The organism is Paenibacillus sp. NPDC058177, assembly GCF_042883835.1.
Classification (GTDB): Bacteria; Bacillota; Bacilli; order Paenibacillales; family Paenibacillaceae; genus Paenibacillus_AQ; species Paenibacillus_AQ agri.
Map to the genome: position 1 here is coordinate 79,725 of NZ_JBHVVB010000010.1, position 22,566 is coordinate 102,290.

At 43.8% G+C, this 22,566-nt stretch carries 23 protein-coding genes and 1 pseudogene; 15 read left to right on the forward strand and 9 right to left on the reverse strand.

Annotation, left to right across the window (positions count from 1 at the left end; translation table 11 throughout):
* Positions 1-36 precede the first annotated feature (36 nt).
* The 5 genes and pseudogenes from ACFVU8_RS27425 (at position 37) to ACFVU8_RS27445 (ending at position 4,748) form a co-directional block, all read left to right on the forward strand.
* Positions 37-729: a helix-turn-helix domain-containing protein gene (locus tag ACFVU8_RS27425; RefSeq protein WP_387431593.1), complete on the forward strand. Its 693-nt coding sequence runs from the start codon at positions 37-39 to the stop codon at positions 727-729.
* Positions 730-1,252: 523 nt separating this feature from the next.
* Positions 1,253-1,585, forward strand: coding sequence for a hypothetical protein (locus ACFVU8_RS27430; protein WP_387431596.1), 333 nt, complete (start codon positions 1,253-1,255; stop codon positions 1,583-1,585).
* Positions 1,586-1,630: 45 nt separating this feature from the next.
* A pseudogene (locus ACFVU8_RS27435) lies at positions 1,631-1,732 on the forward strand (flagellin); the annotation flags it as partial.
* A 99-nt stretch (positions 1,733-1,831) separates the two neighbouring features.
* A complete protein-coding gene (locus ACFVU8_RS27440) occupies positions 1,832-2,830 on the forward strand; it encodes a phosphotransferase enzyme family protein (RefSeq protein WP_387431799.1) in 999 nt (332 codons plus the stop codon).
* Between the two features lie 799 nt (positions 2,831-3,629).
* Complete coding sequence (locus ACFVU8_RS27445; protein WP_379467549.1) at positions 3,630-4,748, forward strand: slipin family protein; 1,119 nt, start codon at positions 3,630-3,632, stop codon at positions 4,746-4,748.
* A 52-nt stretch (positions 4,749-4,800) separates the two neighbouring features.
* Here the strand turns inward: ACFVU8_RS27445 and ACFVU8_RS27450 are convergent, their stop codons facing one another.
* The 5 genes from ACFVU8_RS27450 to ACFVU8_RS27470 are packed head-to-tail and all read right to left on the reverse strand — an operon-like array spanning position 4,801 to position 9,827.
* A complete protein-coding gene (locus ACFVU8_RS27450; protein WP_387431597.1) occupies positions 4,801-5,532 on the reverse strand; it encodes an aminoglycoside 3'-phosphotransferase in 732 nt (243 codons plus the stop codon).
* A gap of 22 nt (positions 5,533-5,554) precedes the next feature.
* Positions 5,555-6,040, reverse strand: coding sequence for a GNAT family N-acetyltransferase (locus ACFVU8_RS27455; protein ID WP_387431600.1), 486 nt, complete (start codon positions 6,038-6,040; stop codon positions 5,555-5,557).
* 23 nt (positions 6,041-6,063) lie between these two features.
* Positions 6,064-6,927 carry a hypothetical protein gene (locus ACFVU8_RS27460; protein ID WP_387431603.1) on the reverse strand — a complete coding sequence of 288 codons (864 nt, stop codon included), beginning with the start codon at positions 6,925-6,927 and terminating at the stop codon, positions 6,064-6,066.
* Positions 6,928-6,954: 27 nt separating this feature from the next.
* On the reverse strand, positions 6,955-8,763 hold the full coding sequence (locus ACFVU8_RS27465; protein WP_387431606.1) for a DUF2201 family putative metallopeptidase: 1,809 nt from the start codon (positions 8,761-8,763) through the stop codon (positions 6,955-6,957).
* Positions 8,764-8,765: 2 nt separating this feature from the next.
* Positions 8,766-9,827 (reverse strand): AAA family ATPase, encoded by a 1,062-nt coding sequence (locus ACFVU8_RS27470; protein WP_387431609.1) that lies wholly within the window; start codon positions 9,825-9,827, stop codon positions 8,766-8,768.
* 319 nt (positions 9,828-10,146) lie between these two features.
* Here ACFVU8_RS27470 and ACFVU8_RS27475 point away from each other — a divergent pair, with 319 nt between their 5' ends.
* From ACFVU8_RS27475 to ACFVU8_RS27485, 3 genes are all read left to right on the forward strand, one after another.
* On the forward strand, positions 10,147-10,725 hold the full coding sequence (locus tag ACFVU8_RS27475) for an RNA 2'-phosphotransferase (RefSeq protein ID WP_387431611.1): 579 nt from the start codon (positions 10,147-10,149) through the stop codon (positions 10,723-10,725).
* On the forward strand, positions 10,722-11,513 hold the full coding sequence (locus tag ACFVU8_RS27480) for a TatD family hydrolase (RefSeq protein WP_387431614.1): 792 nt from the start codon (positions 10,722-10,724) through the stop codon (positions 11,511-11,513). The genes ACFVU8_RS27475 and ACFVU8_RS27480 overlap by 4 nt, the downstream gene beginning before the upstream one ends.
* Positions 11,514-11,751: 238 nt before the next feature.
* Positions 11,752-12,639, forward strand: a complete 888-nt coding sequence (locus ACFVU8_RS27485) for an MBL fold metallo-hydrolase (protein WP_387431616.1) — start codon at positions 11,752-11,754, stop codon at positions 12,637-12,639.
* Positions 12,640-12,864: 225 nt separating this feature from the next.
* On the opposite strand, the gene ACFVU8_RS27490 is transcribed toward ACFVU8_RS27485, so the two are convergent.
* A complete protein-coding gene (locus tag ACFVU8_RS27490; protein ID WP_387431619.1) occupies positions 12,865-13,353 on the reverse strand; it encodes an MFS transporter in 489 nt (162 codons plus the stop codon).
* An 11-nt stretch (positions 13,354-13,364) separates the two neighbouring features.
* Complete coding sequence (locus ACFVU8_RS27495) at positions 13,365-14,060, reverse strand: MFS transporter (protein WP_387431622.1); 696 nt, start codon at positions 14,058-14,060, stop codon at positions 13,365-13,367.
* Between the two features lie 197 nt (positions 14,061-14,257).
* Here ACFVU8_RS27495 and ACFVU8_RS27500 point away from each other — a divergent pair, with 197 nt between their 5' ends.
* The 3 genes from ACFVU8_RS27500 to ACFVU8_RS27510 all read left to right on the forward strand — a co-directional run bounded on the left by ACFVU8_RS27500 (position 14,258) and on the right by ACFVU8_RS27510 (position 17,159).
* Positions 14,258-15,001 (forward strand): FadR/GntR family transcriptional regulator, encoded by a 744-nt coding sequence (locus ACFVU8_RS27500; RefSeq protein WP_387431625.1) that lies wholly within the window; start codon positions 14,258-14,260, stop codon positions 14,999-15,001.
* Between the two features lie 72 nt (positions 15,002-15,073).
* Complete coding sequence (locus ACFVU8_RS27505) at positions 15,074-16,441, forward strand: uracil-xanthine permease family protein (RefSeq protein ID WP_387431627.1); 1,368 nt, start codon at positions 15,074-15,076, stop codon at positions 16,439-16,441.
* 52 nt (positions 16,442-16,493) lie between these two features.
* The gene (locus tag ACFVU8_RS27510; protein WP_387431630.1) at positions 16,494-17,159 is read left to right on the forward strand and encodes an isochorismatase family protein; all 666 of its coding nucleotides are present in this window, start codon (positions 16,494-16,496) and stop codon (positions 17,157-17,159) included.
* 137 nt (positions 17,160-17,296) lie between these two features.
* Here the strand turns inward: ACFVU8_RS27510 and ACFVU8_RS27515 are convergent, their stop codons facing one another.
* Positions 17,297-17,761 carry a nuclear transport factor 2 family protein gene (locus ACFVU8_RS27515; RefSeq protein ID WP_175371692.1) on the reverse strand — a complete coding sequence of 155 codons (465 nt, stop codon included), beginning with the start codon at positions 17,759-17,761 and terminating at the stop codon, positions 17,297-17,299.
* 210 nt (positions 17,762-17,971) lie between these two features.
* Here ACFVU8_RS27515 and ACFVU8_RS27520 point away from each other — a divergent pair, with 210 nt between their 5' ends.
* The 3 genes from ACFVU8_RS27520 (at position 17,972) to ACFVU8_RS27530 (ending at position 20,509) form a co-directional block, all read left to right on the forward strand.
* On the forward strand, positions 17,972-18,868 hold the full coding sequence (locus ACFVU8_RS27520; RefSeq protein ID WP_387431632.1) for a helix-turn-helix domain-containing protein: 897 nt from the start codon (positions 17,972-17,974) through the stop codon (positions 18,866-18,868).
* Between the two features lie 213 nt (positions 18,869-19,081).
* Positions 19,082-20,065, forward strand: coding sequence for a helix-turn-helix domain-containing protein (locus ACFVU8_RS27525; protein ID WP_387431635.1), 984 nt, complete (start codon positions 19,082-19,084; stop codon positions 20,063-20,065).
* A gap of 45 nt (positions 20,066-20,110) precedes the next feature.
* Complete coding sequence (locus ACFVU8_RS27530) at positions 20,111-20,509, forward strand: hypothetical protein (protein WP_387431638.1); 399 nt, start codon at positions 20,111-20,113, stop codon at positions 20,507-20,509.
* Positions 20,510-20,601: 92 nt separating this feature from the next.
* Here ACFVU8_RS27530 and ACFVU8_RS27535 read toward each other — a convergent pair whose 3' ends face one another.
* Complete coding sequence (locus ACFVU8_RS27535; RefSeq protein WP_387431641.1) at positions 20,602-21,210, reverse strand: nitroreductase family protein; 609 nt, start codon at positions 21,208-21,210, stop codon at positions 20,602-20,604.
* 186 nt (positions 21,211-21,396) lie between these two features.
* On the opposite strand from ACFVU8_RS27535, the gene ACFVU8_RS27540 reads away from it, so the two are divergent.
* Positions 21,397-22,563, forward strand: a complete 1,167-nt coding sequence (locus tag ACFVU8_RS27540) for a DUF4317 domain-containing protein (protein ID WP_387431643.1) — start codon at positions 21,397-21,399, stop codon at positions 22,561-22,563.
* Positions 22,564-22,566: the final 3 nt, after the last annotated feature.

Below are 22,566 nucleotides of genomic sequence, written 5' to 3' on the forward strand. Positions count from 1 at the left end.
ATTTTACATATAGAAGAGGCTGTTGGAGGTTGTTGTATGGATATACTTGCTGAGTTTGGAAACAGGGTTAAGGAGCTGCGGTTGCGTAGCGGAATCTCGCAAGAACTGCTGGCGCATCGCTCCGAACTGGATAGGACATATATCAGTGGGGTGGAACGTGGTATGCGTAACATCAGCTTAGTTAATATCGAGAAGATTGCAAACGGGCTGAGCGTCCCAATGAATTACTTATTTTCAAGTGAGCGGTTTTCAAGCAATCCTGTTCTTTTAAAAAAGGATGTTGAAGTCCCAATCTCCGAACGATTCAAGTATCATTTGGACTGTGACCAAAAGTTACTCACTATCCAGATACAAGGATTACTAACCGGAGCAAATGTGGATTATGTATCGAAAATATGGAAAGGTATTGTCTCTAACTTTGCGGAGGGAGAATTAAGTGTTTTCGTTGATCACAGAGACATGAAAGCATCGGACGGGGAGCCTGTTGTTTTTTTTCCTGAAGTTATTGAGAAAGCGGTTCTGCTTCAACAGAGTGTGATCGCGCGCAGCAAAAAGGCTATAGTACTATGTAATTCGGAATTCATGGTACATCAGTTGAATTATATGACAAACAGAAGTGGGGTATGGCATAAGACTAATCCCTTGTATGGCAAGGATAAGGATATGTTAGGTGAAGCTTATGAATTATTAGATGTTAATGGGAATGAATTAGTTAAACCTATGAAGTAAATCGCCCGTGACCCACGGATACAAGCTGTTTCATTCCGCATATGCAGCCGCTTAAATAGACATGTGGAGACATTGTAATGTGGAATTTCTAATTATCTAGGTTAACCGTAAATTTGAGTTTAGAGTCAAGCCATAAAAGCCAGTCTGATCGCATACGCGAAGCAGGCTGGCTTTTATAATGATGTGATCTGTTATTCGTGAACGTATAAACAGTTAATCCAACCTATGAATCAAATCTCCTCTTAAGATTTCTTCGTTGACCTTCAAGCATAGTAATATTGGGATGATCCTACTATGAAAAAATTTAAATAATATTACTTTCGATTTCTAAAACGAGAAATATAGGTATTTAGTGCTGAAAAAATGGATGTGGAATGCCGATGTAATATTATGGGTGGTGACAATATGCGAATAGCGCATAACACTTCTGCTCACTAAGTTCGGTGCTTAATGATTGAAATATTCATAGAGTTAAGCAAAAGTTTAATACATAATATTACATAGGAAAAATGGAGGGGTCTTGTTGACAACACAGACTATTTCAAAAAAGTCAAAAGTGGTTAAGAAAGAAAAAGATAGACTAGGTTCAGCTGTCGTTTCATTAATTACAGGGATTTTTTCAATTCTATTTTTGCTTATTGGCTTTTCAATGGGGGATCTAGGAGTAGCTTCTCTTATCTTGTCATGTGTTTTATCAATTATTGGGTTGCCCTTAGGGATTAGAGCGAGAAAATCAACTAGTGGTAGAGGTTTGGCAATTGCGGGAATAACGTTAACGGTTGTACCATTTATTCTTTCTATAGTAGGGGGAGTCTTAGTTGTTGTTTTCGCGTACTGGACAACACGTAGAGTGTAGGAGGTATAAGTCTTACTAGCATATCCAATTAGTTGTAACTCCGCCGACTTCACCAAGAACAACATACTGACTCAAGCCGCTCAAGCTATGCTGGCTCAAAGCAACCAGTTACCACAATCAGTTCTATCCCTTCTTTTATCTAAATAATTATAGTTTTCTGCCTACAGAGGGCGGCTGAGTAGCCGTCCTATTTTGCCATTTAGACGTTATAAAATTACTTTTAGTGGAGGTGCTTTCTTGGATAATATGCAGTTACTTAAATTGTCAATAAAACAATATGGATTAAATCCTAGTAGTTTAATAATTGAAAAAGAACTCCAGCCTAATAGTTTGCATGGAGATGTTCATTTCAAAATTCATGTGGATAACAAAGCTTATTCAGCAAGATTTATTGCAGATAAACGCTATGAAACGGACGTATTTATTAAATTGTCAGATGAAGTTCTGACTGAACAAATGAGATTTTGTAATTACCTTCTTAATTCCGGTATCCCTTTTATGGAACATGTCCCAGCTGTGAATGGAGAACCATTTATTGTAGTAAAAGATATAGATAAAGAATGGAAATTTGTACTTTTTGAATGGATCCAAGGTCAGCATCTTACTCATTGTACGGAAACTATATCTGAAAAATTTGGTTCTTTTGCACGAAAGATTCATAATATATCGTCGAAATTCGAATCTGTAGTTTTTCCTAAAGAGTCACATAGTAAAGGTCATGGGCATTTTTACAATTTACTTCGTAATCATACTGTCTCCTCTAAGTTTTCTCTTTCCACAAATGAATTATTAAAAAGCTACTTTAATCAAATTGAATATCATAAAGATAAAGAAAAGACGGATTCTTATGACTACATCGTTCAGTCTGACCTAAACCCGCTAAATATACTTTGGAATGAATATGAGGAAATTATTGGTGTCGTTGATTTTGAATCAATAACATACACGGATAGGGTGGAGGGGCTAGCATGGTTAGTAAAATGGTACTCTAGAACTCATGGAATCGCATCTCATGAAATGTCTTCAACTCTTGCAAAATCCGTATTACGGGGATATGGTGCAGAAGAATTACTTACACAAAGAGATTTTGAGAGACTTCGTTCATTATTATGGTTAAGTGGTTGTTTGAATTGGAATTTTACTGCCAAGACAATAGAGTTAATAGAGAGCAATGAAGATGCTCTTCTGAAAGAACATTTGACTAAGTATTTTAAGCGAGGAGAAATACTACTTTCACTCATATGATGCATATTTTTTTATCGCCTCCCACCTTAGGGGGGCTTATTCTAGTGGTCGCTCCGCTTTGTTCGGGGCAGTCGCCCTGATTTGTAGATTATTAATGTTACATCTGGTATTTTCAACCCCCCTCTCGGCCGTGGGAATGCAGACCCCAGCTTCTATTTTGAAAATCATAGATAATCTTGTCAGATAGTATCCTTTCGGTTTATCCCTCCGTATCCCATCAAACGAAACACTTACTTCCATTACAGCAGAAGACAAATTTGAACGAAATGGCAAACTTTATCCCCGTCGTAATACTTTCACCATGTTCCTTTAGGTTGAAATGAGCGATTATAGAACCTGCAAGACACATTGGTTCTTATTCGGACGGACGTAACGAGGCAGGGATATCCGATTTATCCCGCAGTGCCGTACATGATATGTTACGGTATCCTGTATGATCCGGATCGGTATGAATCCACTATTCGGGGTTCGATTCCCCAATCGCCTAGGGAGCGATTCTGGTAGAATACTCGACTTCCAATCGAGCAAAAATTGAGCAAAAGAAAGACCAAAGGATAGAATCCCTAGCGGCTAGTTTGAGCGCACTGTAGGCTGGCTTTGTAATCTGTGGATACCGCTGGAACGAAACTCCGGGGAATTCGCTTGGACGGAGGAGAAATAAGGACGACTGAAGTTTGGTTAGGCCTTTTCCCCAATATCCTTGAGGATCACTGCAGGAAAGTCCAGCTAAAACGAGATTCCGCCAAAGCCACAGTGGGATTCTCCATCCAATGGTCGCAACCATTAAGGGGGAACGAAGATGTTAAACAAAGTAACCATTCAAGCTGACCAACGCGGTCTGCTCTTTCATAAAGGAAGTTATGTGAAGACACTCCTTCCAGGAACTTATAACTATTTATCGTGGTTGCAAAGCACAGTTGTTGTACTGAATATCGCCAAACCTTTCATTGTAGAGGGAAAAGACCTGCAGTTGTTCCTTCATGATGAAGACCTAGTGCGGGAGCTTGAAATCGCACGGGTGCAAGACCACGAATATGTTCTGCATTACGAGGACGGGCAATTCGTACATCTGCTTAAGCCTGGTGTCTATGCCTTCTGGAACATACTTAAAAAACATACCTTTTTGCATGTAGATACCAGACAGCCTGAGCTGTCTGCCGAGGTAGATCGTTCCATTTTACCGAAGCTCACCGCCCATGTGCACGCCTTCGAAATCGGAAGTAACGAATCTGGATTTTTATTTTATGATCACGTTCTGCAACGAGAGGTTTCTCCCGGAAAGTATTACTTCTGGAAAGGACCAGTGTCGGTTATGGTCAAAAAGATTGATTTAAGACAACAACAAATGGATCTTATCGGCCAAGAGATCATGACAGAAGACAAGGTTACGCTGCGGTTGAACTTCGTTTGCCAATATAAGATCGTAAACCCGCTGCGCGCTTTGGAAATGAAATCGTTCGACGAGCAAATTCATATCCAGCTTCAGCTCGTGCTGCGGGAGTATGTCGGAACGCTTAAATTGGACGATTTGTTGAAACGGAAGGAGGATGCTGCGTCGTTCATCCTGTCTCGTATGAGCGAGAAGGCTGAAGAGTTCGGCGTACAATTCCTGAGCGCGGGAGTTAAGGATGTTATTTTGCCGGGAGAAATGAAGGAGATCCTAAATACCGTTTTATTGGCGGAGAAGAAGGCCCAGGCTAATCTGATCACTCGCCGGGAAGAGACGGCATCTACTCGCAGCCTGCTGAATACCGCGAAGCTGATGGACGAGAACCAGACATTGTTCCGACTGAAAGAGCTGGAGTTCTTAGAGAAGATCTGCGAAAAAGTCGGAACCATCTCTTTAACGGGTGGTGGGGATCTGCTTGAGCGGTTGAGCTCTCTTATTGGGGAGAGAAAGGCGGCAAGCAAATCATAATAAAAAAAGAGGGGCCATGGCCCCTCTTTTTTGTCAAACTCAGAACACGGATTTATTCCGTCAACCGAACCAACTCCGTAAAGTATTTCAATCCCTCTTCATCAATATCACTGCGCCCATAAGCATCCAAAAACAAATCTCTATACTGATCAGTCTTTAGATTATAGTTCAGCGTCCATATTCCCCAATATAAATCGTAGTGTCTATCGCCAACCCCGCCATATCCCAGATCGATAAACCCGTTAAGCGAAAAGTGATCCATGATGATATTCGGCAAGCAGTAGTCCCCATGAATGATCACATTGTCTGCGGGGGAGTAATTAAACGTATTTAAGAGACTATAGTCACTTCCCTTTACATGCGCCTCATTTAAAATTCCCTTTGTTCTATGGTTGTAAGGACATCCCGAAGTGGGCAGTGAATGCAGCATTCTTAGATATTCCCCGAACACGGATACCAACCGGCGTGGGTCCTCTAGGTGATGTACGGCTGCTCCATCCTCACCGTTTACCGCTTCTGTAAGCAGATAGTCATAGTGAGAATCCGATTCATAAGCTATGGTATCTGGGGCAACATGATGGTTATGTAAAAAAGAGGTCATCGTATATTCGCGTTCAAGCGAGTCTCGTTCGCTTATTTTCAGAAAAGCACGTTCATTGCCCGAAACGAACAGAGTTTTTGCATTTTCGGAAGAGCTGCTGTCATAAAGGGTTGCTCCTTTTAGATATTGCCTGATAGTTGCAGGTACGGTTTCAATATCAAAGGAAATCTCCGTACGTTTCATATTCTAACGCTCCATTCTAATCTTATACTTTATCAATCCCATAAATCGCTTGCTCAGCACCGTATCTCATGATTTTACGATCTAATTTCATGCCTACTCTTTCTAATAGCTTGCAAGAAGAATGGTTAGCCGTCTGGGTCTCAGCAATAACCTTGCTTAAGTTCAATTTATTGAATGCGTAGGCAAGGACTTGGTCTACAGCTTCTTTTGCGTACCCCTGGCCCCAGGAATGAGGGAGGAGCTCATAGGAGATTTCAGTATCTTGACCGTCAACATGTTGTTCCAAAGAAACTAAACCTATAAATACATTATTGTGTTTCAGTCGAATGGCCCAATAATTTGAATCTGTCTCAGAACGTTGTAATGTATCTGAAAATTTATTTAATATATGTTCCTCTGGAATTGCTCCACCCAAGTACGTTCTTACTTGTTCGTTCACATAAAGACTTTTCACATCTTGGTAGTCACTGCGTTGTAGTCTGGTTAAATTGCATCTGTGTGTCTCCAAACGAGTTCGCCTCCGTGAAATCATTAAATTCCTCTTTCTAATCTTTCCTCCCAGTCTAGCCACAGTCTGCTTTCCCAATTTGACCAAACCTCTTTTACTTTGTTGATTAGCCATTCTCCGCCAATAGTTATTGAATTTTCATGGGAGGCGTAGATAACCCAGTCCATTTCTTTACTACACCAGAAACCCTCCCCATTAAATGCATAAGTAGGAGTAAATGCTGAGAGCTCCAGTTCATATTCAGGTGAAAATTCTAATTCCCTTAACTCATAAACATGATTAACCCCATGTTCTTTTAAAAACTTACGGAGTAGTTCGTAGCCAACTTCTGAATCAAAGTAGTCATCCATAAAAGCTAGCGTGAGTTCATTCTGACTACCATCAAGTGGTATCCAGGGCCCTCTCGTTTTTATAGCCCATATATCATTTAGTTGAGTCCAAAGTAATTCAATTTCTGGCACGGATAACTTGCGTCTGTAGAATAACGGTGGTTGGCTCATGACTTTTGCTGCAGATACATTCTCAAGATAAGAAACAAAGCTACTTCTCTCTTCGGACATTGTGTTTCTTGTAACATTATCATCGTCATTTGCTTTTGTCATAAAACTAACGGCTTCATTTATAACTTGAGTGATCTTGAATCTTGCCTCTGAAAAAGAGTCAAAGTCTTCGGGTATATATCTTTCCAATTCAGCTAATATAGCTTTCAAAACAATATATCTGGGAAATAATTTCTTGGCTTCAAGAGAGTGGTCAATTCCGTCGGGTTCCCGATCCCTACCTTGATCGATTAATCTACTATACTTTCTGCCCCAATAATCAATTTTTGTTATGCAATATCTCCTTGCTAACGAATGCAGGCCTCTTGTTAGCGATGCTTCAAGCATGTGTTCACCTCATTAAAATCTCTCATTTCAATCCATACGAAAAACCTTCCCCTTGGGCACAAACGGCAAGCTTTGTCCCTTGGGAATAAGAAAGGCGTGCTCCCGGCGAATGGTGACTCTATCACAGAAGCCGTCTGTGATGATCAGCAAGGGGCCATTTTTGGGGAAATCCTCTGCACGCTCCAGCAGATCGATTCCCGGCTGGAGGATGGTGCCCCCACGGCCTTTGACGGATACGCGATCGGCGATGACCTCTGGGGCGAGATACCCTTGGTCATAGACAGTAGCGTCGCAGAACACTACACGTACCAGTGGAACATCTCTAGATAGACTATAGCTGGCGATGGCACCCAGAGCTTTGCCAAGTAGCTTGGTATCCATGGAACCGGAGGTGTCAAGTACCACTCCAAACGTACGGCCATCTTCGTCCCCGGCGTCTGGCACCCAGCTAGGTCTGGGAATGTCGGGGGTGGAGGATTGTCTGCGGCTGATTCTGGAATAACTCCGGACCTTTTCCACTGGCGAAAAGTAGTGATCGAACCATTTCGCAAGCTCTATATCCCATAGAATAGGGGGCTGAGACAATGCGCGAATTTCTTCTACAAGCCCTGCCGGAAGTAGCCCGCGATGCTGATCATAGTGATAATCAAGACCTTGGCTGAGACAATTACGATAAAAATCATCAAGTGCAAGTCCATCATTCCGCTCCCACCAATCAGGTTTGCTCGGCGGCAGGATATCTCCGAGGCCCATTCCCCGAAAGGTAGCAACTTTACGGTACAGTCGGAGGTCGTTGACGATCCGGTCATAGATCGATTCGGCAGACAAGCCCTTTAATTCCGGATCATAAAGCCCGCCAATTCTAGGGAAAGCGCCTAAACCCATCTCCATCAGCCACTGATTGATGACATAATCACAGGCCACATTCCATAAATACGGATCACGTCCGTCAGCGCGGGCATGGTGTCTTAACCCGACATGCAGAAATTCATGCGCCAGCACAAACCGGCATTCCTGCTCATCGAGGCCTGCGGCGGGATTCATGTAGATTTCTTTGGCCTCGGCATCTACAGCGGCGACAGTGATGGACAATCTATTGCATAGAATGGGGTCCTCAATAATGGTAAAATCGGCAGCCATCGCTCCCATAAGCGGATAACTGCTGATGAACCAATTGCGGGCTTTTAGGGCGGGCGTGAGGATTTCTTTCTGAGCGCCCAGGTATGCTTCGTATCCTGCGGTCACATTGACTGCACTGGTGACAGCCATGGATAAACCCTTCCCCAGACAATCCTGCCAATTCACTTGACGGTTGCTCCAATAGTAGCCCGTATCGCGGGAATTCAAGAGCATGTCCTGAAATCCGCGCCCGGCAGAGCCGAGGTTGTGGAAGGAAGGAGGGAGCCCCCGCTCCACGAAGGTGTCATACAACTCTTCTTCGCTTTTAGCAGCCAATTCTACTCGTCCGTCCATACCTGCAGGCGGTCGCCCAAGCTTCATGTCATACAGAAATTTTGCAATAAAAGCATCGCATGCCGCATTCCATAGATCCTGACGTTCCATCGCCCGGAAATGTCCAAACCCAAGATGAAGCAAGGCATGGGCAAGAATGTACACCCATTCCTCCGGTAGACCTCTTCGCTTAGGATGCACATGAATAAAACCATCACTAGTGGTGACAGCCCAGCCGTGCTCTGGACACTGATTACCTTCCCGGCGAATAAAATGAGCGTGTAGGGCAAGCGGAGCGAACATGGGATGTTCGGTAATGTATTGAAGACCTTCGTTATAGGCTTTGGTAGCGGGATCAAGTTCTCTGGACTTAGGTTTCGCCATAGTTATACTTCTTTCTTCTGAACGAGTCGTGGCAAGTCGCGGACAATTTCAACGAGGAACCAATCGGGCAGAGTTTCTCCGTTCTCGTTCCGCGCAACCGTGAGTTGAGCGATTTCGAGACTGATGGTGCTTAAGTTTTTAATCAGAGCCTTGGAACGGTGGGCAAGTCGCTTGTGATGCTCAGTAAGATTGGACTTGGATTCCGGCAGTTCTTTAATAAGATGTGCACGGAAGGACTGTGCCATAAAGTACAGTACATCCCGATCCTCTGGTTCATGAGGCCAATGGAGTTCACCTTCCAGGATGGCATTCAATTTGTATTTGTTATTCGTTTGTTTGTAGAATGCTTTGAATTGCCCGGCATGATGAGGAGATAGACAACCCGTGGCCAGAATATCCAAAATTTCAGGCTGCAGGCCGTCACCGTATTCTTTTAACGCATCACTTAGCATATGCCAGGATCTTGGTGTGGAGAAGGGTTCTTCGTGTTTCGGAGGTTGAACCCAAAGATGGTCTGGACGAGTCTCTATATATTGGATCACTAGCGGGTGGATTTCATTCTCATACGCCCACGCTAACCATTCACGGTGAGATACTCTCAATTGCACATGAAACATGCGGTTGATCAGTGCGGATGACATGGGTTTGACGATAGCGCTATCCTGCGCACGGTTTCCCGCACCAATGACGATAGAGCCCTCCGGGAGGCGGTATTCCCCGACACGTTTTTCCAGGATCAAGCTATAAAAAGCTTTCTGAACCTCATGCGTACAAGCGTTAAGCTCATCCAGAAACAGGCAATAAGGCTCGTCGCGGGCGATGATGCTTGGCGGACAGAATCTGCTTTTTCCATCTATAATTTGCGGGACGCCAATGAGATCCTCGGGTGCAAGCTGACTTCCCAGCAGAGAGACACAGGGCAGACCCACCTGATCGGCAAATTGCTGAACTAAGGAGGATTTTCCGATTCCCGGAGGTCCCCAAATAAAAACTGGACGTGCGACGGCGATATTTAATAATAAATCCATGATCTGTTTTGATGAGACTGTTGTAGAGATATTCATTATTGATTGTTGATTCCTTCCATATTTAAACGTTAAAGTAATGATACCACAAGATAATTGTGGATTTGGTGATAAAGAATGGTTATATAAATTTCTTAGTGCACGAGGGAAGTGTCACAGGAATGATCGACTGGAGCAGCGGGGCGTTCTGAGACTCGCGTTAGGATGTATCTTTAGCGGTCAGATTTCAATTCTACGAGAGAATAACAGGCTGTATTTTTCAGCTATAATCAAAAACTACCGCTTCTTAAGGTGACATCAGAGTATAATGCGGTTAATGGAAGTTAAAGTGAAAAAGAAATTTAGGAAGTGAAAGTACATGTTAAATCAAGCTGCAGAAAAAAGCTTAAGCAAGTTAATGACCAAGATTCTCCGTCATGCTCCTGGAGAGTTTGGTGTAGTTTTGGATTCTAGAGATGGATCGTGTCGGCTGAGTGTCTTATTAGAGGCGATTCAAGCCCAGCCAAAGTGGTCGGGAGTTACGTTAGCGGATATTGAGCAGGTGGTTTCTCAATCGGACAAACAGCGTTTTGAAATTAAGGATGACCGGATCAGAGCGAGGTACGGTCATAGTCACGATAAAATTCAGTATGCCCCCGGTGAGCCTCCGGCGCTACTGTATCATGGTACGAATCAGAAGGCTCTCCCTGCAATTCTGCAAGGAGGGCTGAGCCCGATGAGCAGGCAATATGTTCACTTATCGGAAGGGACTCATTTTGCAACATTGGCCGGGAGTCGCAGGGGCGCGTTAGTTATTCTTAAAGTGGATACGCAGCGCGCACAGCAGTTAGGCATCAACTTCTATTATGCAGGAAATGAAGTCTGGTTGGCGGAGCATGTGCCGTCTGGGTGCTTCTCGGTCTTAGAATCTGATGAACAAGAGGTGCGACAATCATGAATCAACCTATCATCGATATCGGCGTTAATCTGATGCACCGTTCGTTTCACCAAGATCGTGAGCAAGTGGTGGAGAGGGCAGCGGCTAAGGGCGTTAGTCCGCTTATTATTACAGGAACAAGTCTTAGGAACAGCGTGGAAGCGGCCCGTTATGCTGGTCGTTACCCGGGGAAGCTCTATGCTACAGCGGGTGTGCATCCGCATGATGCCAAGAGCTGCAATGAGGATACGATTGCGAAGTTAAAGGAATTAGCGGCACTTCCGCAAGTGGCAGCGATAGGTGAATGCGGTCTGGATTATAATCGTGATTTCTCCCCGCGGGATGTGCAGCGAAAATGGTTCAGGGAGCAGGTTAATCTGGCTGTTGAGCTGGACATGCCGTTGTTCCTGCACGAACGGGAAGCGGCTGCGGATTTTAAGACTATTCTTAAGGAACAGGCAATCCCCAAAGCGGTTGTCCATTGCTTTACCGGAACCCAAGCAGAGCTCATCGCGTATCTGGAGATGGGTCTCTATATTGGGATTACTGGCTGGATTTGTGACGAACGAAGAGGGAAACATTTGAAGGAACTGGTGAAGCTGATTCCGCTGGACCGGTTGATGATCGAGACGGATGCGCCATTTTTGACCCCGCGTGATTTAAAAGAAAAGCCGGTGGATGGGCGGAACGAGCCAGTCTACCTGCCGCATATTTTGGAGGCCGTAGCGCGTTGCATCGGTCAGCCCGTGGAAGAGGTCGCCAAGGTAACGACAGAGACAGCGGTAGCGTTTTTTAATTTGAAGAGATAGAGGAAAGTCTAATATGGTTGATGCAACGCTAGTGATGAATACTAAATCCAACAAGTAAATCTTGTTGGATTTTTTTGTTGAATATAATCTTTTAAGCCTCATGAATAAAGCGACAAATCCTACCGAGTTGTTTAATACACAACGGAACTGCAATGTTGTTGGTTGATAAACAATAACACAGACTGATATTATGACAAGTGTATTTTAAATAACAGTTGTTGTTTAAGGAGGAGTAAACATGAGTACGAATTATAAACCCCAAGCTCAAGTTCCTAGCGTTTTTCATAAAAAAATCGGTGGTATTATCGTTACGGTATTATCAGACGGAAATTTGGAATTACCATTGGATGCCTTCTTCGAACTAGAAAAAGACGAACCCATTCAAATATTGAGAGAACACCTTCAAGCTGTGCCTCCATACATGAATACAAGTGGATTTATTGTTAATAACAATGGGAATATTACTTTAGTTGATACTGGATTTGGATCTAGTTTTGGGTCAGGGGCAGGCCATCTAATCGATAATCTAATAGCTGCTGGCTACTCAACAAATGATGTCGATACCGTACTTCTGACTCATATGCATCCGGATCATGTGAATGGATTATTGTTGGCAGATGGAACGAGAGCGTTTCCTAACGCCAAAGTCATTGTACATGAGAAGGAATACGGATTTTGGATGAAGGACAATGTTGAGGATCATTTCCAGGACGATTTAGGAAAAATGAGTGTCCAAATGGCTCGATCAGCGCTCGCTCCGTATAAAGGTGATATTGTGACTTTTTCCGATTCCGTTGGTATTCCCGGGATAAGCCCGATAGAAGCCCATGGACACACGCCTGGTCATACCGCGTATCTAATAGAATCTGAAGGAGATAGATTGTTAATTTGGGGGGATATCATTCAGAATGCGACCATCCAGATGTCACAGCCAGAATTGAAGTTTGCCATGGATATTGATGCTGACCAAGCGTCAAGAACACGCATTAAACTGCTCGACTTCGCATCAGAGGAAAGAATCCGCGTAACAGGAATGCATATGGATTTCCCTGCTTTCGGGTACGTCAAAAAAGAAGGTACTCGTTATATCTATGTACCAGAGCAATGGAGAGCTAATGACCTATGAGAAGAGGTGAAAAACTAAACCTAACCTACCATAACTGGCAGTAGTCAGAAGGCTGACGAAAGTATAGCTTCGCTCTAGGGAAAACTCATAGATTAGCGAAGGACCGCTCCGCTAAAACGCTGGACTTGGAATTTCGGCTCCAAGATGTAAAAACATTTTGCTTTTACTTAGTCCAAAATATAAACAGCCTGTTGAGTTTCCTCAACAGGCTGTTTGCGATATATATCATAGTGCATCGTTAGTTCCGGGTACTTTGATAAACATTGCCGTAATCAGTCCCAATCCCATCATAACGGCAAAGGTGAGAAAAGGGAGGGAGGCTATGCCAGTCTTCAGCAGGCGTGTCGTTGCGAGTGGACTTACCCCGGCCCCGGCAAATAGAACAAAGGTATACATGGAAGTGGCGATGGCCCTGTTTCTGCTTCCTATTTCCCCAACCAAAGAGATAATCGCTGGTACAACCAGCGAGATGCCACCTACAAAAACAACACTCATGAGCATATAGCTACTTAGCTGTTGAACCAACCCCATGCTCGCCAAACCCACGATGGCCAGTGTTAGGCCGATGCGCAGCGTCGGAAGTGTGCCCCATTTTCCAAATAGATTACCGGCAAAAGGGCAAAGCAGCATACCGATGATGCCGAGTGCGCGCACACCGAATAATTGTATGCTGCTAAGCCCAAATGGTGCTTTCTCAAGAACAGTACCCAGCACGGTATACATCCCTACAAAACAGAACAGATCAAAGCAGTAATTCCGTAGCACAGCAGCAAATTCGGGTTGGACCACACCTGTTTCCATTGTTTAGCATATGTCCGGGCATTCCAAGAGGGCCGATCCATTTTCTCTCTGGGCAGCAGGGTGATAATAAGCCCCAGGGTCAGCAGATAAGCGAAGCCCAGGACTACAAACACTTGATGCCAGCCCAGCAAATCCGTGAAAAAACTTCCCCATAGCTGTCCGACAATCCCTGCCATTAGAAATCCGGTGCTGACCACCCCGATGGCTGTCCCTCTTTTGGAAGAAGGAAAAACTTCACCAATGTAGGTTAAAGCTACGGGGGAGAACGCCGCAGCAGCGATCCCCTGCACGCACCTCAGGAAGATCAGAAGGTTGAAGCTGGAGACAAAGCCCACAGATAAAGTGGCCAAGGACAAAACAGCAAGCCCGATAGAAATCACTGCTTTTCTTCCTAACCAATCGGATATCGGACCGTGAATTAAGCAGCCAATTGCGTAAAAAAGAGAAAAGGAGCTTCCGAGTACAGCAGCCTTCTCGGACGACAGGTGAAAGCTCTGTGTAATAGTGGGAATCAGCGGTACGGATACATATAACGAAGAAAGAACAATCAACCCTGACCAGAATAGTAAGGCGATAAGCCGCGTGTAATTAGGCTCTCTGATGAGTAAGTTAGTATTCATAGAATCGGCCAGCTCTCCTTTGAAGGGGAAATCCATAAAACAGATCATTCAATAGATCATCTGATGTTTGATTTTGTCTAACATAACTTTTAGTAAGATGATTTGTCAATAACACATGTAATTTAACATTACATAACTATGAAAAAATAGCTTGTTTTTTACGATATCACTCACTATAATGTGAACCATAAACCGAAATGAATGAAAATGCGTTAGGTAAAATAACATATACAAGAGGCGGTGGTCCTATTAGCACCTATGCAGGTTTTAAAACTGTTCAGCGTCGAAAGCTGGTGGATGAAGTGCTTGACCAGTTACAAATGCTGATTGGCACGGGAGAATATAAAAGCGGCGACAAGCTGCCGGCTGAACCCGAATTGATGCGGCTGCTCGGCGTTGGTCGATCCACTATTCGTGAAGCGGTCAAAATTTTGGTTCACGCCGGACTGCTGGAAGTCCGCCAGGGAGACGGGACGTATATCCGTTCTTCCTCGACAGTCATGAACGGGGTCCGGCAGACGCTGGCTCCGCATAACTACGCTCAAATTCTCGAGGTGCGCCGGATTCTGGAAATTGAAGTGTCAGGTTTGGCGGCAGACCGAAGATCGGAGGAAGATCTTGTACGGATGCGCCAATACCTGAACCAGAGAAACGAAGCTTTGGACAAGGGGCGGTATGCCGAATATGTAGAGGCTGATCTTTCTTTTCACATTGCCGTCGCTGAATCGTGCCACAACGAAGTGCTGCTGGAAATGTACAAGGTCGTGGCTGAAGGACTCAAGGCGATGCTGAGCCAGCTAATTTTGGATACCCGTCATTATGAAGATAATACGGCCTATCACGAAGCGATTTTTGCAGCGATACAAGCGGGTGACAGTGCTGAAGCCAAACGGCAGACGATCTGTAATCTGGAGGCTGTGGCCCAAATTCGGATTTCCTAAGCTCTAAACATCAGATGATATGTTGAATAAGGATAACTTGTCCCGCCAACCACATCAAAGGAGTGAGAAGGTATGAGTCAACTTCATGAGGAGAACCAGGTTTTGCAGGTGGGCATTGAAGAAAAGCTTTCTTTCGGAGCCAATTTGACTTACGGGTTTCAGCATTTGCTTGCTTTAACAGGTATATTCCTGTTTCCGGTGTTAATTGGACAAGCGATGAAGCTCGAGGCTGGCACCATTGGTTATATGATTCAGGCCTGTTTTTTGACCACCGGGCTGGTTACCATCCTCCAGTCAGGTAAAATGCTGAAGCTCCCCGTCGTTCAAGGGCCGACTGCCGCTTTTTTTGTAGCTGTATTATCTGCGGGTACTAGCGTAGGACTGGGCACTGCGTTTGGCTCTATGGCAGTTGCGGGTGTGATTTTCATGCTGCTGACCATACCGATCCGCAAATTCGGATTGATCGGACATGTTAACAGGTTTATCTCACCACCGATTGTATATGGGACCCTGCTCATTATCATTGGCGCTCAGCTCGCGAACATCGGCCTGAAAAACTGGTTCGGCAGCGCCAATGAGGGAATTAACTTCGCCGCTGCTGGCGTTACCGTGATTTGCGTGCTTGTTCTGATGATTGTTGGCGGTAATACGCTGCTTCGCCGGGGTGCCCTGTTGTGGGGGATTGTAATTGGTACCGTATTTTACTCGATTTTCGGAACGGCTAACTTCTCTGCAGTTGGATCAGCCGGTTGGTTCAGCCTGCCGTCGATCTTCCCCTTTGGTTTTGGTATCTCCATTCCGGTAGTAATCCTGATGCTCCTTGCCTTTCTTCAAGCTTCAGCTGAAGCCGTCGGCATGTATACGCTGCTTACCAAATGGGGCGGGCAGACAATGGATTCCGAGCGCGTGAACCGTGGGTTGTTCGGCGAATTTCTCGGCTGTACGATAGGCGCTGTGTTTGGCGGGCTGGGTACAACTTCGTATCCGGAAAATATCGGGATTGTGCGGGTATCCGGCATCGGAAGCCGCTTCGTTACAATGACAGCAGGTGTTATGGCGATTATTCTTGGTCTGATTCCTAAGGTAGGCTTGTTCATCGCTTCTCTTCCAGGCCCGGTCCTTTCAGCAGCTTCAACGGTGTTGTTTGGCATTATCGCAGTCAGCGGTATTCAAATGGTCAGCAAGGTCGTTTGGGACGAATTGAATCTGGTTGTCGCCGGTTCTTCCTTCATTATTTCGCTGGGCACGATGTATCTGCCTACAGAATTGACTTCTAAGCTGCCACTAGCAGTTCAAAGTATTGTTACCCAGCCTATGCTGGTGGGGGTTGTCCTGCTCATCGGATTAAATACGGTGGTTAACATCTGGATCAGACCGGTGATGGAGCAACGATCCAGCGGGGTTAGAACGAAGACGGAGGTCCCGACAGAGGTTGCCTGACGACGGGTTGTCGTCTATAAATTCAATTTACCCAAGTAGAGGAGCTGAGCATATGAGCTTTAAAAATAAGGTGAGATGGGAGATCAATCCCGCTAGAACTGCAGTGATCGTGGTCGATATGCAGAATGTATTTTGCCAGCCGGATGGCGCACTTTATGTTCCCCGCACTGATAATATTATTGGGAATATTCAGGAACTGACTGTAGCCGCTCGTGAGGCAGGGATGCCGGTCATTTATATTCGTCATATCGTACGGGGAGACGGCAGCGATACCGGTAGGATGAAGGATATGTATCCGAATGTGAATGAAATATTGAAAAGAGGCACGCATGGAGTGGAGATTATCGACGAACTGGAGCCGCTTCCTGGTGACATTATCGTGGATAAACTGTTCTACAGTGGCTTTCATGATACCGATCTGGATACTATTTTAAGAAAACATGATGTCGATACGCTTATTATCTGCGGTACAGTGACTAATGTGTGCTGCGAAACCACGGTTCGCGATGGGGCGCATCGGGAATACAAAATTATTTTTCTAAGCGATGGCAATGCAGCAATGGATTACCCGGATATGGGCTGGGGGGCCATTGAAGCCGAAGACATTCAGCGTGTAACGCTGACAGTGATTGCCTATGAGTTTGGGCAAGTCTCGCCAACGGGTGAAATAATTCAAGAGATTCGGGAACGAGCCAGGCACTTGATTGCAGGGAAGTAAACCACTATAAACTAAAACACCTGTCAATACTGGGCAATAAGAGTCCGGTATTAACAGGTGTTTTTAGTTGTTGAGGATAAGTCGAAGCGAAGTTACAAGTAAGTTGAGACTCAGAGGAAAAGGGTCATGCGGGCGATTTAGCTATGTTGAGGTTTAGTTTCAACCCATGCAACCTTGAGATCTCTCTTTTTGAAGAACCAGGCATTGTTAATTTTGACGAACTCGTCGAAATATCTGATCGTTGCCACCATCAAATTTTTGTTATCTCCATCAACGGTTAAATGGTGAGCGAAACAATAGGTTGTCCCAGTTGCAGTATCACCAGACAAGTTGATCTTGCTTTGGCCATTAAAATGCATAGTGGAGGTATAGGTGTTCAGGTTGTCAAAAACAGGGAACAAATCTTGTCTACTATTAATGACTTGATCTGGTTCTGCCTGACGCTCATCCATAAATACTCTAAACAGTGTATCTTCAGTGAATAGAGCCATTTGACCTTCAGCATCTCTCGTGTCTGCACAGAATGCATAGGCATCTACAAGATCGCGGATGGCATCACGGTCAGCAATTTCTTCAAGGGATAGTTTTTTAACAGTTGTCATTTTTTCCACACCTTTTCTTCATATTTGTGTATCTGTTCTTTCCACATATATTTTGCTTGTTGCATAACTTCTATCCTTATAGTAACCGGGCTGAAGTTTTAAAGCTTTGTCGTACAGGTCATTTTTGTTGTCAATTCGGCTCATTCGAACGAGCATTGGATTGTCTTGCTGCCTTTGTGTTATCTTGTACTCAGATAAGGAGTGAGGTGAATGGGGTCAGTAATTAGAAAGGCTGTGAAAATGCCTCAGAGTATAGCTAGCGTTAGCATGCTGAAGTTAAAAGGATTATCGGTCATGGGAGCATGCGGCTATTCGGATATCAAGACCGGAAGGATGTATCTGCAGGACCATGTTTTATTGGTTGTTCTAGAAGGGGTCTACATCGTCAGATACGGTGAGCAGAAATATACGGTAAGGAAAAATGAAATGTTACTTTTGCATAAAGGCATCGCCGTTGAGTATGAGAAGTATGGGGAAGAGGATTCGAGGCATGTCTTGGATTATATGATGTTCTTTCTGAAGGATGAGTTGCTTCATGAGTTTATGAAAATATCCAGTTTTCCTTCTTCTGAGCCTGTATCACCAGCTCCGACTGTTGTTCATTCGGTGAATGAGCGCCTGCTAAGCTATGTTGCATCACTCAAACCCTATTTTGAAAAGCCGGAGGCCATTCAAGACGAATTAATAAAACTGAAAATGCTGGAGCTTCTATTTGATATATTGGATGCGGACAAAGGGTTATTGAACCAAATTCTACAGCTGAGACAGCAACGCCCTACAAGCATTGTAGAGGTGGTGGAAAAAAATCTGCTTAACCCGGTATCGCTTCAGGATCTGGCTTATCTCTCTGGCAGAAGCTTATCGACCTTCAAACGGGAATTTCGGAAGATCTATAATGAGCCTGCCATTCAATGGATTCGTAACCGCAGGTTAGAGAAGGCCAAGGAGCTATTAACCCATTCGGGAATATCCATAACGGAGGTCTGTTACGCCACAGGCTTCGAGAATGTCTCGCACTTCTCAAAAGTCTGGAAGAAGAAGTATGGAATTCCTCCATCCGCCATGAGACAGCGTAACGTTGCCGGAGTTTCTATTGCTGAGGGATAATGTGATATTAGGCACGGAATGGTTCTTCCGTGTCTTTTTGCTATTCTATAATGGATTCGAACTCAACTACGATCTGGCGTGAATTGAAAGAATAATGGCGTGAAATGTCGTTAAAATCGTGTGACCTAAAGGATATAATGTTTAACATAAGGGAAGTTGAATATATAGATGCAATCATGACTAATTGTATCTTTGAAATAGTAGGAGGGATATATGTCTAATAGTAGAGTTGTAATAGATAGGAGATTTGATGATTTAATCGAGAAAATTGGAATATCAACTATAGAGGCCCTGAAAAAATCCGACTTGCCTGAAGATTTATTTACTCGTCCAATACCTTCATTAACAGCTATTGAATATATAAGATTCATGGAAGCACTTAAAGAACTGTCCATTGATGAGTGTGCGCCAATAAAGATTGGTACATTAGAAAGTATAGAAACATTTTCTCCACCTGTTTTTGCAGCTTATTGCAGTAAGAATGCATTAACTTGTATGAAAAGAATAGCAACATATAAAAAACTTACAGGCCCGTTAGTATTTCTAATTAACGAAAATAGAGATTACATAACTTTAGAGATCGTTTTTGAGAATGAAGAACATGAAATACCAGAGTTTTTAACTGCATTAGAAATGGTGTTTTTAGTACAGCTTATGAGAAATGCTACAAAAACTCATATTATACCGATAGAATTGATGACAAAGCATAAGATAGATCATGATGATTATGAGAAGTTTTTTGGCGTAAGACCTAAAATAGGACCAAGAAACGTACTGACTATATCAAAGCAAGATGCGCTTTGTCCTTTTATAAGCCAGAATGATGCCATGTGGGAGTATTTCGAGCCAGAATTAAGAAGACGGCTTAATGAATTAGACGTAGATGACACTTATGCAGCTAGAGTTAGAAGTGCACTCACAGAGCTTTTACCGGCAGGAGAAGGAAGTATAGATAATGTATCATCAAAATTAGGCTGTAGCAAAAGAACGCTTCAAAGAAAATTAAATGAAGAAAATACTACATTTCAGAAGCAGTTAAACCATACTAGAGAACTGCTTGCAAGGCATTATTTAAAAAATTCGGGGATGTTATCTGATGAGATAGCTTATCTCTTAGGGTATCAAGATTTAAATTCATTTGTAAGAGCATTTCATATGTGGACAGGTATGACGATAAGTGAATATAAAAGACAATAAATATATATAGTTTATTTAGAATAATTGAAAAAGGATGAGGTCTCTATGTATACATTTGATAATCAATTACCCAAAACAACTACCTATTGGAAAGAAGGAGGGATTTTTTATATTAAACATGCAAGCTTTCGTGTAACAATTGAGGAAGCATATGCCATTGCGGAATTGTTAAAAGCATCTGTTAAGGATCAAGACACAAAGGCAATTGTGATAGATAACCGTGAAGCAAGTGGGGTTTGGACACCAGAAGTTAATAAAGTTTGGGATGATACAACGGTTGGGATTAGTGATGAAATACCAAAGAAGTTTATTACATTAACGAATAGTGTTACAGCTGCAATGCAGATTAATCGTATTTCTAGAAGAACAGGTAATGAAAATAGGTCTAAAGCGTTTTACAGTGAATTTAATGAAGAGGTAAAAGCATTTATAAACGCAGAGTAGAAATCCCAACCTGAGATTTACGCATCCTTACATATACGCAAAAATAAACGGTCTTCATCCTTGATGGATAAAGACCGTTTTTAGGTGGGAAATTATTTATAGCTTCCCTCGAAAACTACTTCGCTAAGCAATTTTCGGCCACTTGGAACCTCTCTCTCCTGAATCGGAGCAGGCAAACTGCTCTTATCTCCTTGATAGCCAATGGCAATGACGGCATGGAGATCGTACTGCTCAGGCAAGTTCAAGGCTGCTTTAGCTTGCTGACGGTCGAATCCGCCAATGGCATGGGTTGCAAGTCCTTTCAGCGTTGCTTCAAGTGCCAAATAGCCCCAAGCAGTTCCTGCATCAAATGCATGTGCTCCATTAGGATCGCCGTTCTCACGTTTGGTATCGGAAGCTACGAGAACGAGCACTGGCGCTGTGGACGCCCAAAGCTGGTTGAACTCGCCCAGGAACTGATGAAATACAGCCAATTGTTCCTCCGTTTTAGCCACTACAAACCGCCATGGCTGATCGTTATATGAGGAAGGTGCCCAATGAGCGGCCCCCAAAATCGCATTTAAATCTTCTTCCGATACTTTGCGATCGTCAAATGCACGCGGCGACCAGCGATTCAGAAACAATGACGATACACCGTTCTCGTTGCTGCGGTAAGGCTGCACCTCTGCCGAGATTTCTTCTAAAATACGAGTTGAGCTCATTTATAACACACCTTTCCTATGCGTATTGTTTGAATTTTGTTTTATTGTATCATGTTAAGATAGGCAAGGCAAAAGATTTCTATGCAGGGTCTAAAGCCATTCTAAGTTCGTCTTATATAGCGAAGGTTTTTTATATCATTTATACTGATAAGACCAATTTACTTCTTAGGAGTTGTTTAACGAATTATGATAAAGAAAGAAGTCGCGCATATACGCAAGCAATTTAAGCTGGATCACGATTTAATGAGTATTTACGATATTCTCAACGTGTATATTATGAAGGAAAGCAACGAAATCTATCATTGGGAGCGTCAGCCGTTTGGACTGGTGGACAGAGAGAAGCAGGAGCTGTATATGGGCAACTTCAAAAAACTGCTGACCGGCGAATTGGATCAGAAGTTGTTCGAGTTGAAGTTTCAAGCGGAAGCCGAGGAGCCGACGCAGGTAATGCTTCACCAAGCGTTAGTGACAGGTGATCCGGATGAATGGCAGGACTTGATGCTGCTGTTGGTAGATAGAATGATGGCGGATACCCATTATGAACGGGATACGGTGGTTACTTTCGTTCGCGGACAGTATTACCGGCCGACCAAAGAAAGAAACGATGAAGCTGAGGAAAGCGAGAAGAACGAGATGTTCGCGCATCCGTTCATTTTATGTAGCGTGAATTCCACGGAGAAGCAACGGAAAGCTCTCTTATTTGATTATGTGGAGAAGGAATATAAATACAATGTCATTGTAGATCCGATCGTCAAGTTAAGTACGCCGGAGCAGGGCTTCTTTTACCCGAGCGTGACGGACAATTATTCCGATGTGAACCGTATTCTGTATTGCACGGGAAAATCGAACTTTCCAGATCCGCATTTCATCGAGCAGGTCTTGAATGCTGAAAGATCCGTGACGGCACTGGAAGAGAGAGCTATTTTCGAAGATATCGTGAAGGAAGTGGCAGGGGAACAAATTGACGCAACCACCCTCGCACAGGTGTATGAGGAAATCTATCAGGTCATCGAAACTAACGAAGACCAGGAAGAACCTCCACGGCTCGATTATAAAGATCTGGAACGCGTGCTGACGGTAAGCGGCGTAGAGAATGTGACTTCGGAGAAAGTGGAACGGGCGTTTGAAACGATCGTCGACAATAAGCATTATGAGATGAAGGCGAGCAGCGTGATGCCGAAATTCACTACCAAATCGATTAAGATCGATACAAAGGTAGCTACGATTTCGATCAGCCCGCAGGATTTAAAGTATGTGAAGCAGGTGAATTATCAAGGGAGACGCTGCATCTTGATTGAGGTTGACGAAGATGCCGTGATTGAAGGGTTTACGCTTACTACAGAGACGCTGTAGGCT

Excerpts from the sequence above, each read along its gene's own strand:
- ACFVU8_RS27425 (WP_387431593.1), top strand. The coding sequence starts at position 37 with ATGGATATACTTGCTGAGTTTGGAAACAGGGTTAAGGAGCTGCGGTTG.
- ACFVU8_RS27440 (WP_387431799.1), top strand. The coding sequence starts at position 1,832 with ATGCAGTTACTTAAATTGTCAATAAAACAATATGGATTAAATCCTAGT.
- ACFVU8_RS27445 (WP_379467549.1), top strand. The coding sequence starts at position 3,630 with ATGTTAAACAAAGTAACCATTCAAGCTGACCAACGCGGTCTGCTCTTT.
- ACFVU8_RS27450 (WP_387431597.1), bottom strand. The coding sequence starts at position 5,532 with ATGAAACGTACGGAGATTTCCTTTGATATTGAAACCGTACCTGCAACT.
- ACFVU8_RS27460 (WP_387431603.1), bottom strand. The coding sequence starts at position 6,927 with ATGCTTGAAGCATCGCTAACAAGAGGCCTGCATTCGTTAGCAAGGAGA.
- ACFVU8_RS27465 (WP_387431606.1), bottom strand. The coding sequence starts at position 8,763 with ATGGCGAAACCTAAGTCCAGAGAACTTGATCCCGCTACCAAAGCCTAT.
- ACFVU8_RS27470 (WP_387431609.1), bottom strand. The coding sequence starts at position 9,827 with ATGAATATCTCTACAACAGTCTCATCAAAACAGATCATGGATTTATTA.
- ACFVU8_RS27475 (WP_387431611.1), top strand. The coding sequence starts at position 10,147 with ATGTTAAATCAAGCTGCAGAAAAAAGCTTAAGCAAGTTAATGACCAAG.
- ACFVU8_RS27480 (WP_387431614.1), top strand. The coding sequence starts at position 10,722 with ATGAATCAACCTATCATCGATATCGGCGTTAATCTGATGCACCGTTCG.
- ACFVU8_RS27485 (WP_387431616.1), top strand. The coding sequence starts at position 11,752 with ATGAGTACGAATTATAAACCCCAAGCTCAAGTTCCTAGCGTTTTTCAT.
- ACFVU8_RS27495 (WP_387431622.1), bottom strand. The coding sequence starts at position 14,060 with ATGAATACTAACTTACTCATCAGAGAGCCTAATTACACGCGGCTTATC.
- ACFVU8_RS27500 (WP_387431625.1), top strand. The coding sequence starts at position 14,258 with ATGAATGAAAATGCGTTAGGTAAAATAACATATACAAGAGGCGGTGGT.
- ACFVU8_RS27505 (WP_387431627.1), top strand. The coding sequence starts at position 15,074 with ATGAGTCAACTTCATGAGGAGAACCAGGTTTTGCAGGTGGGCATTGAA.
- ACFVU8_RS27510 (WP_387431630.1), top strand. The coding sequence starts at position 16,494 with ATGAGCTTTAAAAATAAGGTGAGATGGGAGATCAATCCCGCTAGAACT.
- ACFVU8_RS27515 (WP_175371692.1), bottom strand. The coding sequence starts at position 17,761 with ATGACAACTGTTAAAAAACTATCCCTTGAAGAAATTGCTGACCGTGAT.
- ACFVU8_RS27520 (WP_387431632.1), top strand. The coding sequence starts at position 17,972 with ATGGGGTCAGTAATTAGAAAGGCTGTGAAAATGCCTCAGAGTATAGCT.
- ACFVU8_RS27525 (WP_387431635.1), top strand. The coding sequence starts at position 19,082 with ATGTCTAATAGTAGAGTTGTAATAGATAGGAGATTTGATGATTTAATC.
- ACFVU8_RS27530 (WP_387431638.1), top strand. The coding sequence starts at position 20,111 with ATGTATACATTTGATAATCAATTACCCAAAACAACTACCTATTGGAAA.
- ACFVU8_RS27535 (WP_387431641.1), bottom strand. The coding sequence starts at position 21,210 with ATGAGCTCAACTCGTATTTTAGAAGAAATCTCGGCAGAGGTGCAGCCT.
- ACFVU8_RS27540 (WP_387431643.1), top strand. The coding sequence starts at position 21,397 with ATGATAAAGAAAGAAGTCGCGCATATACGCAAGCAATTTAAGCTGGAT.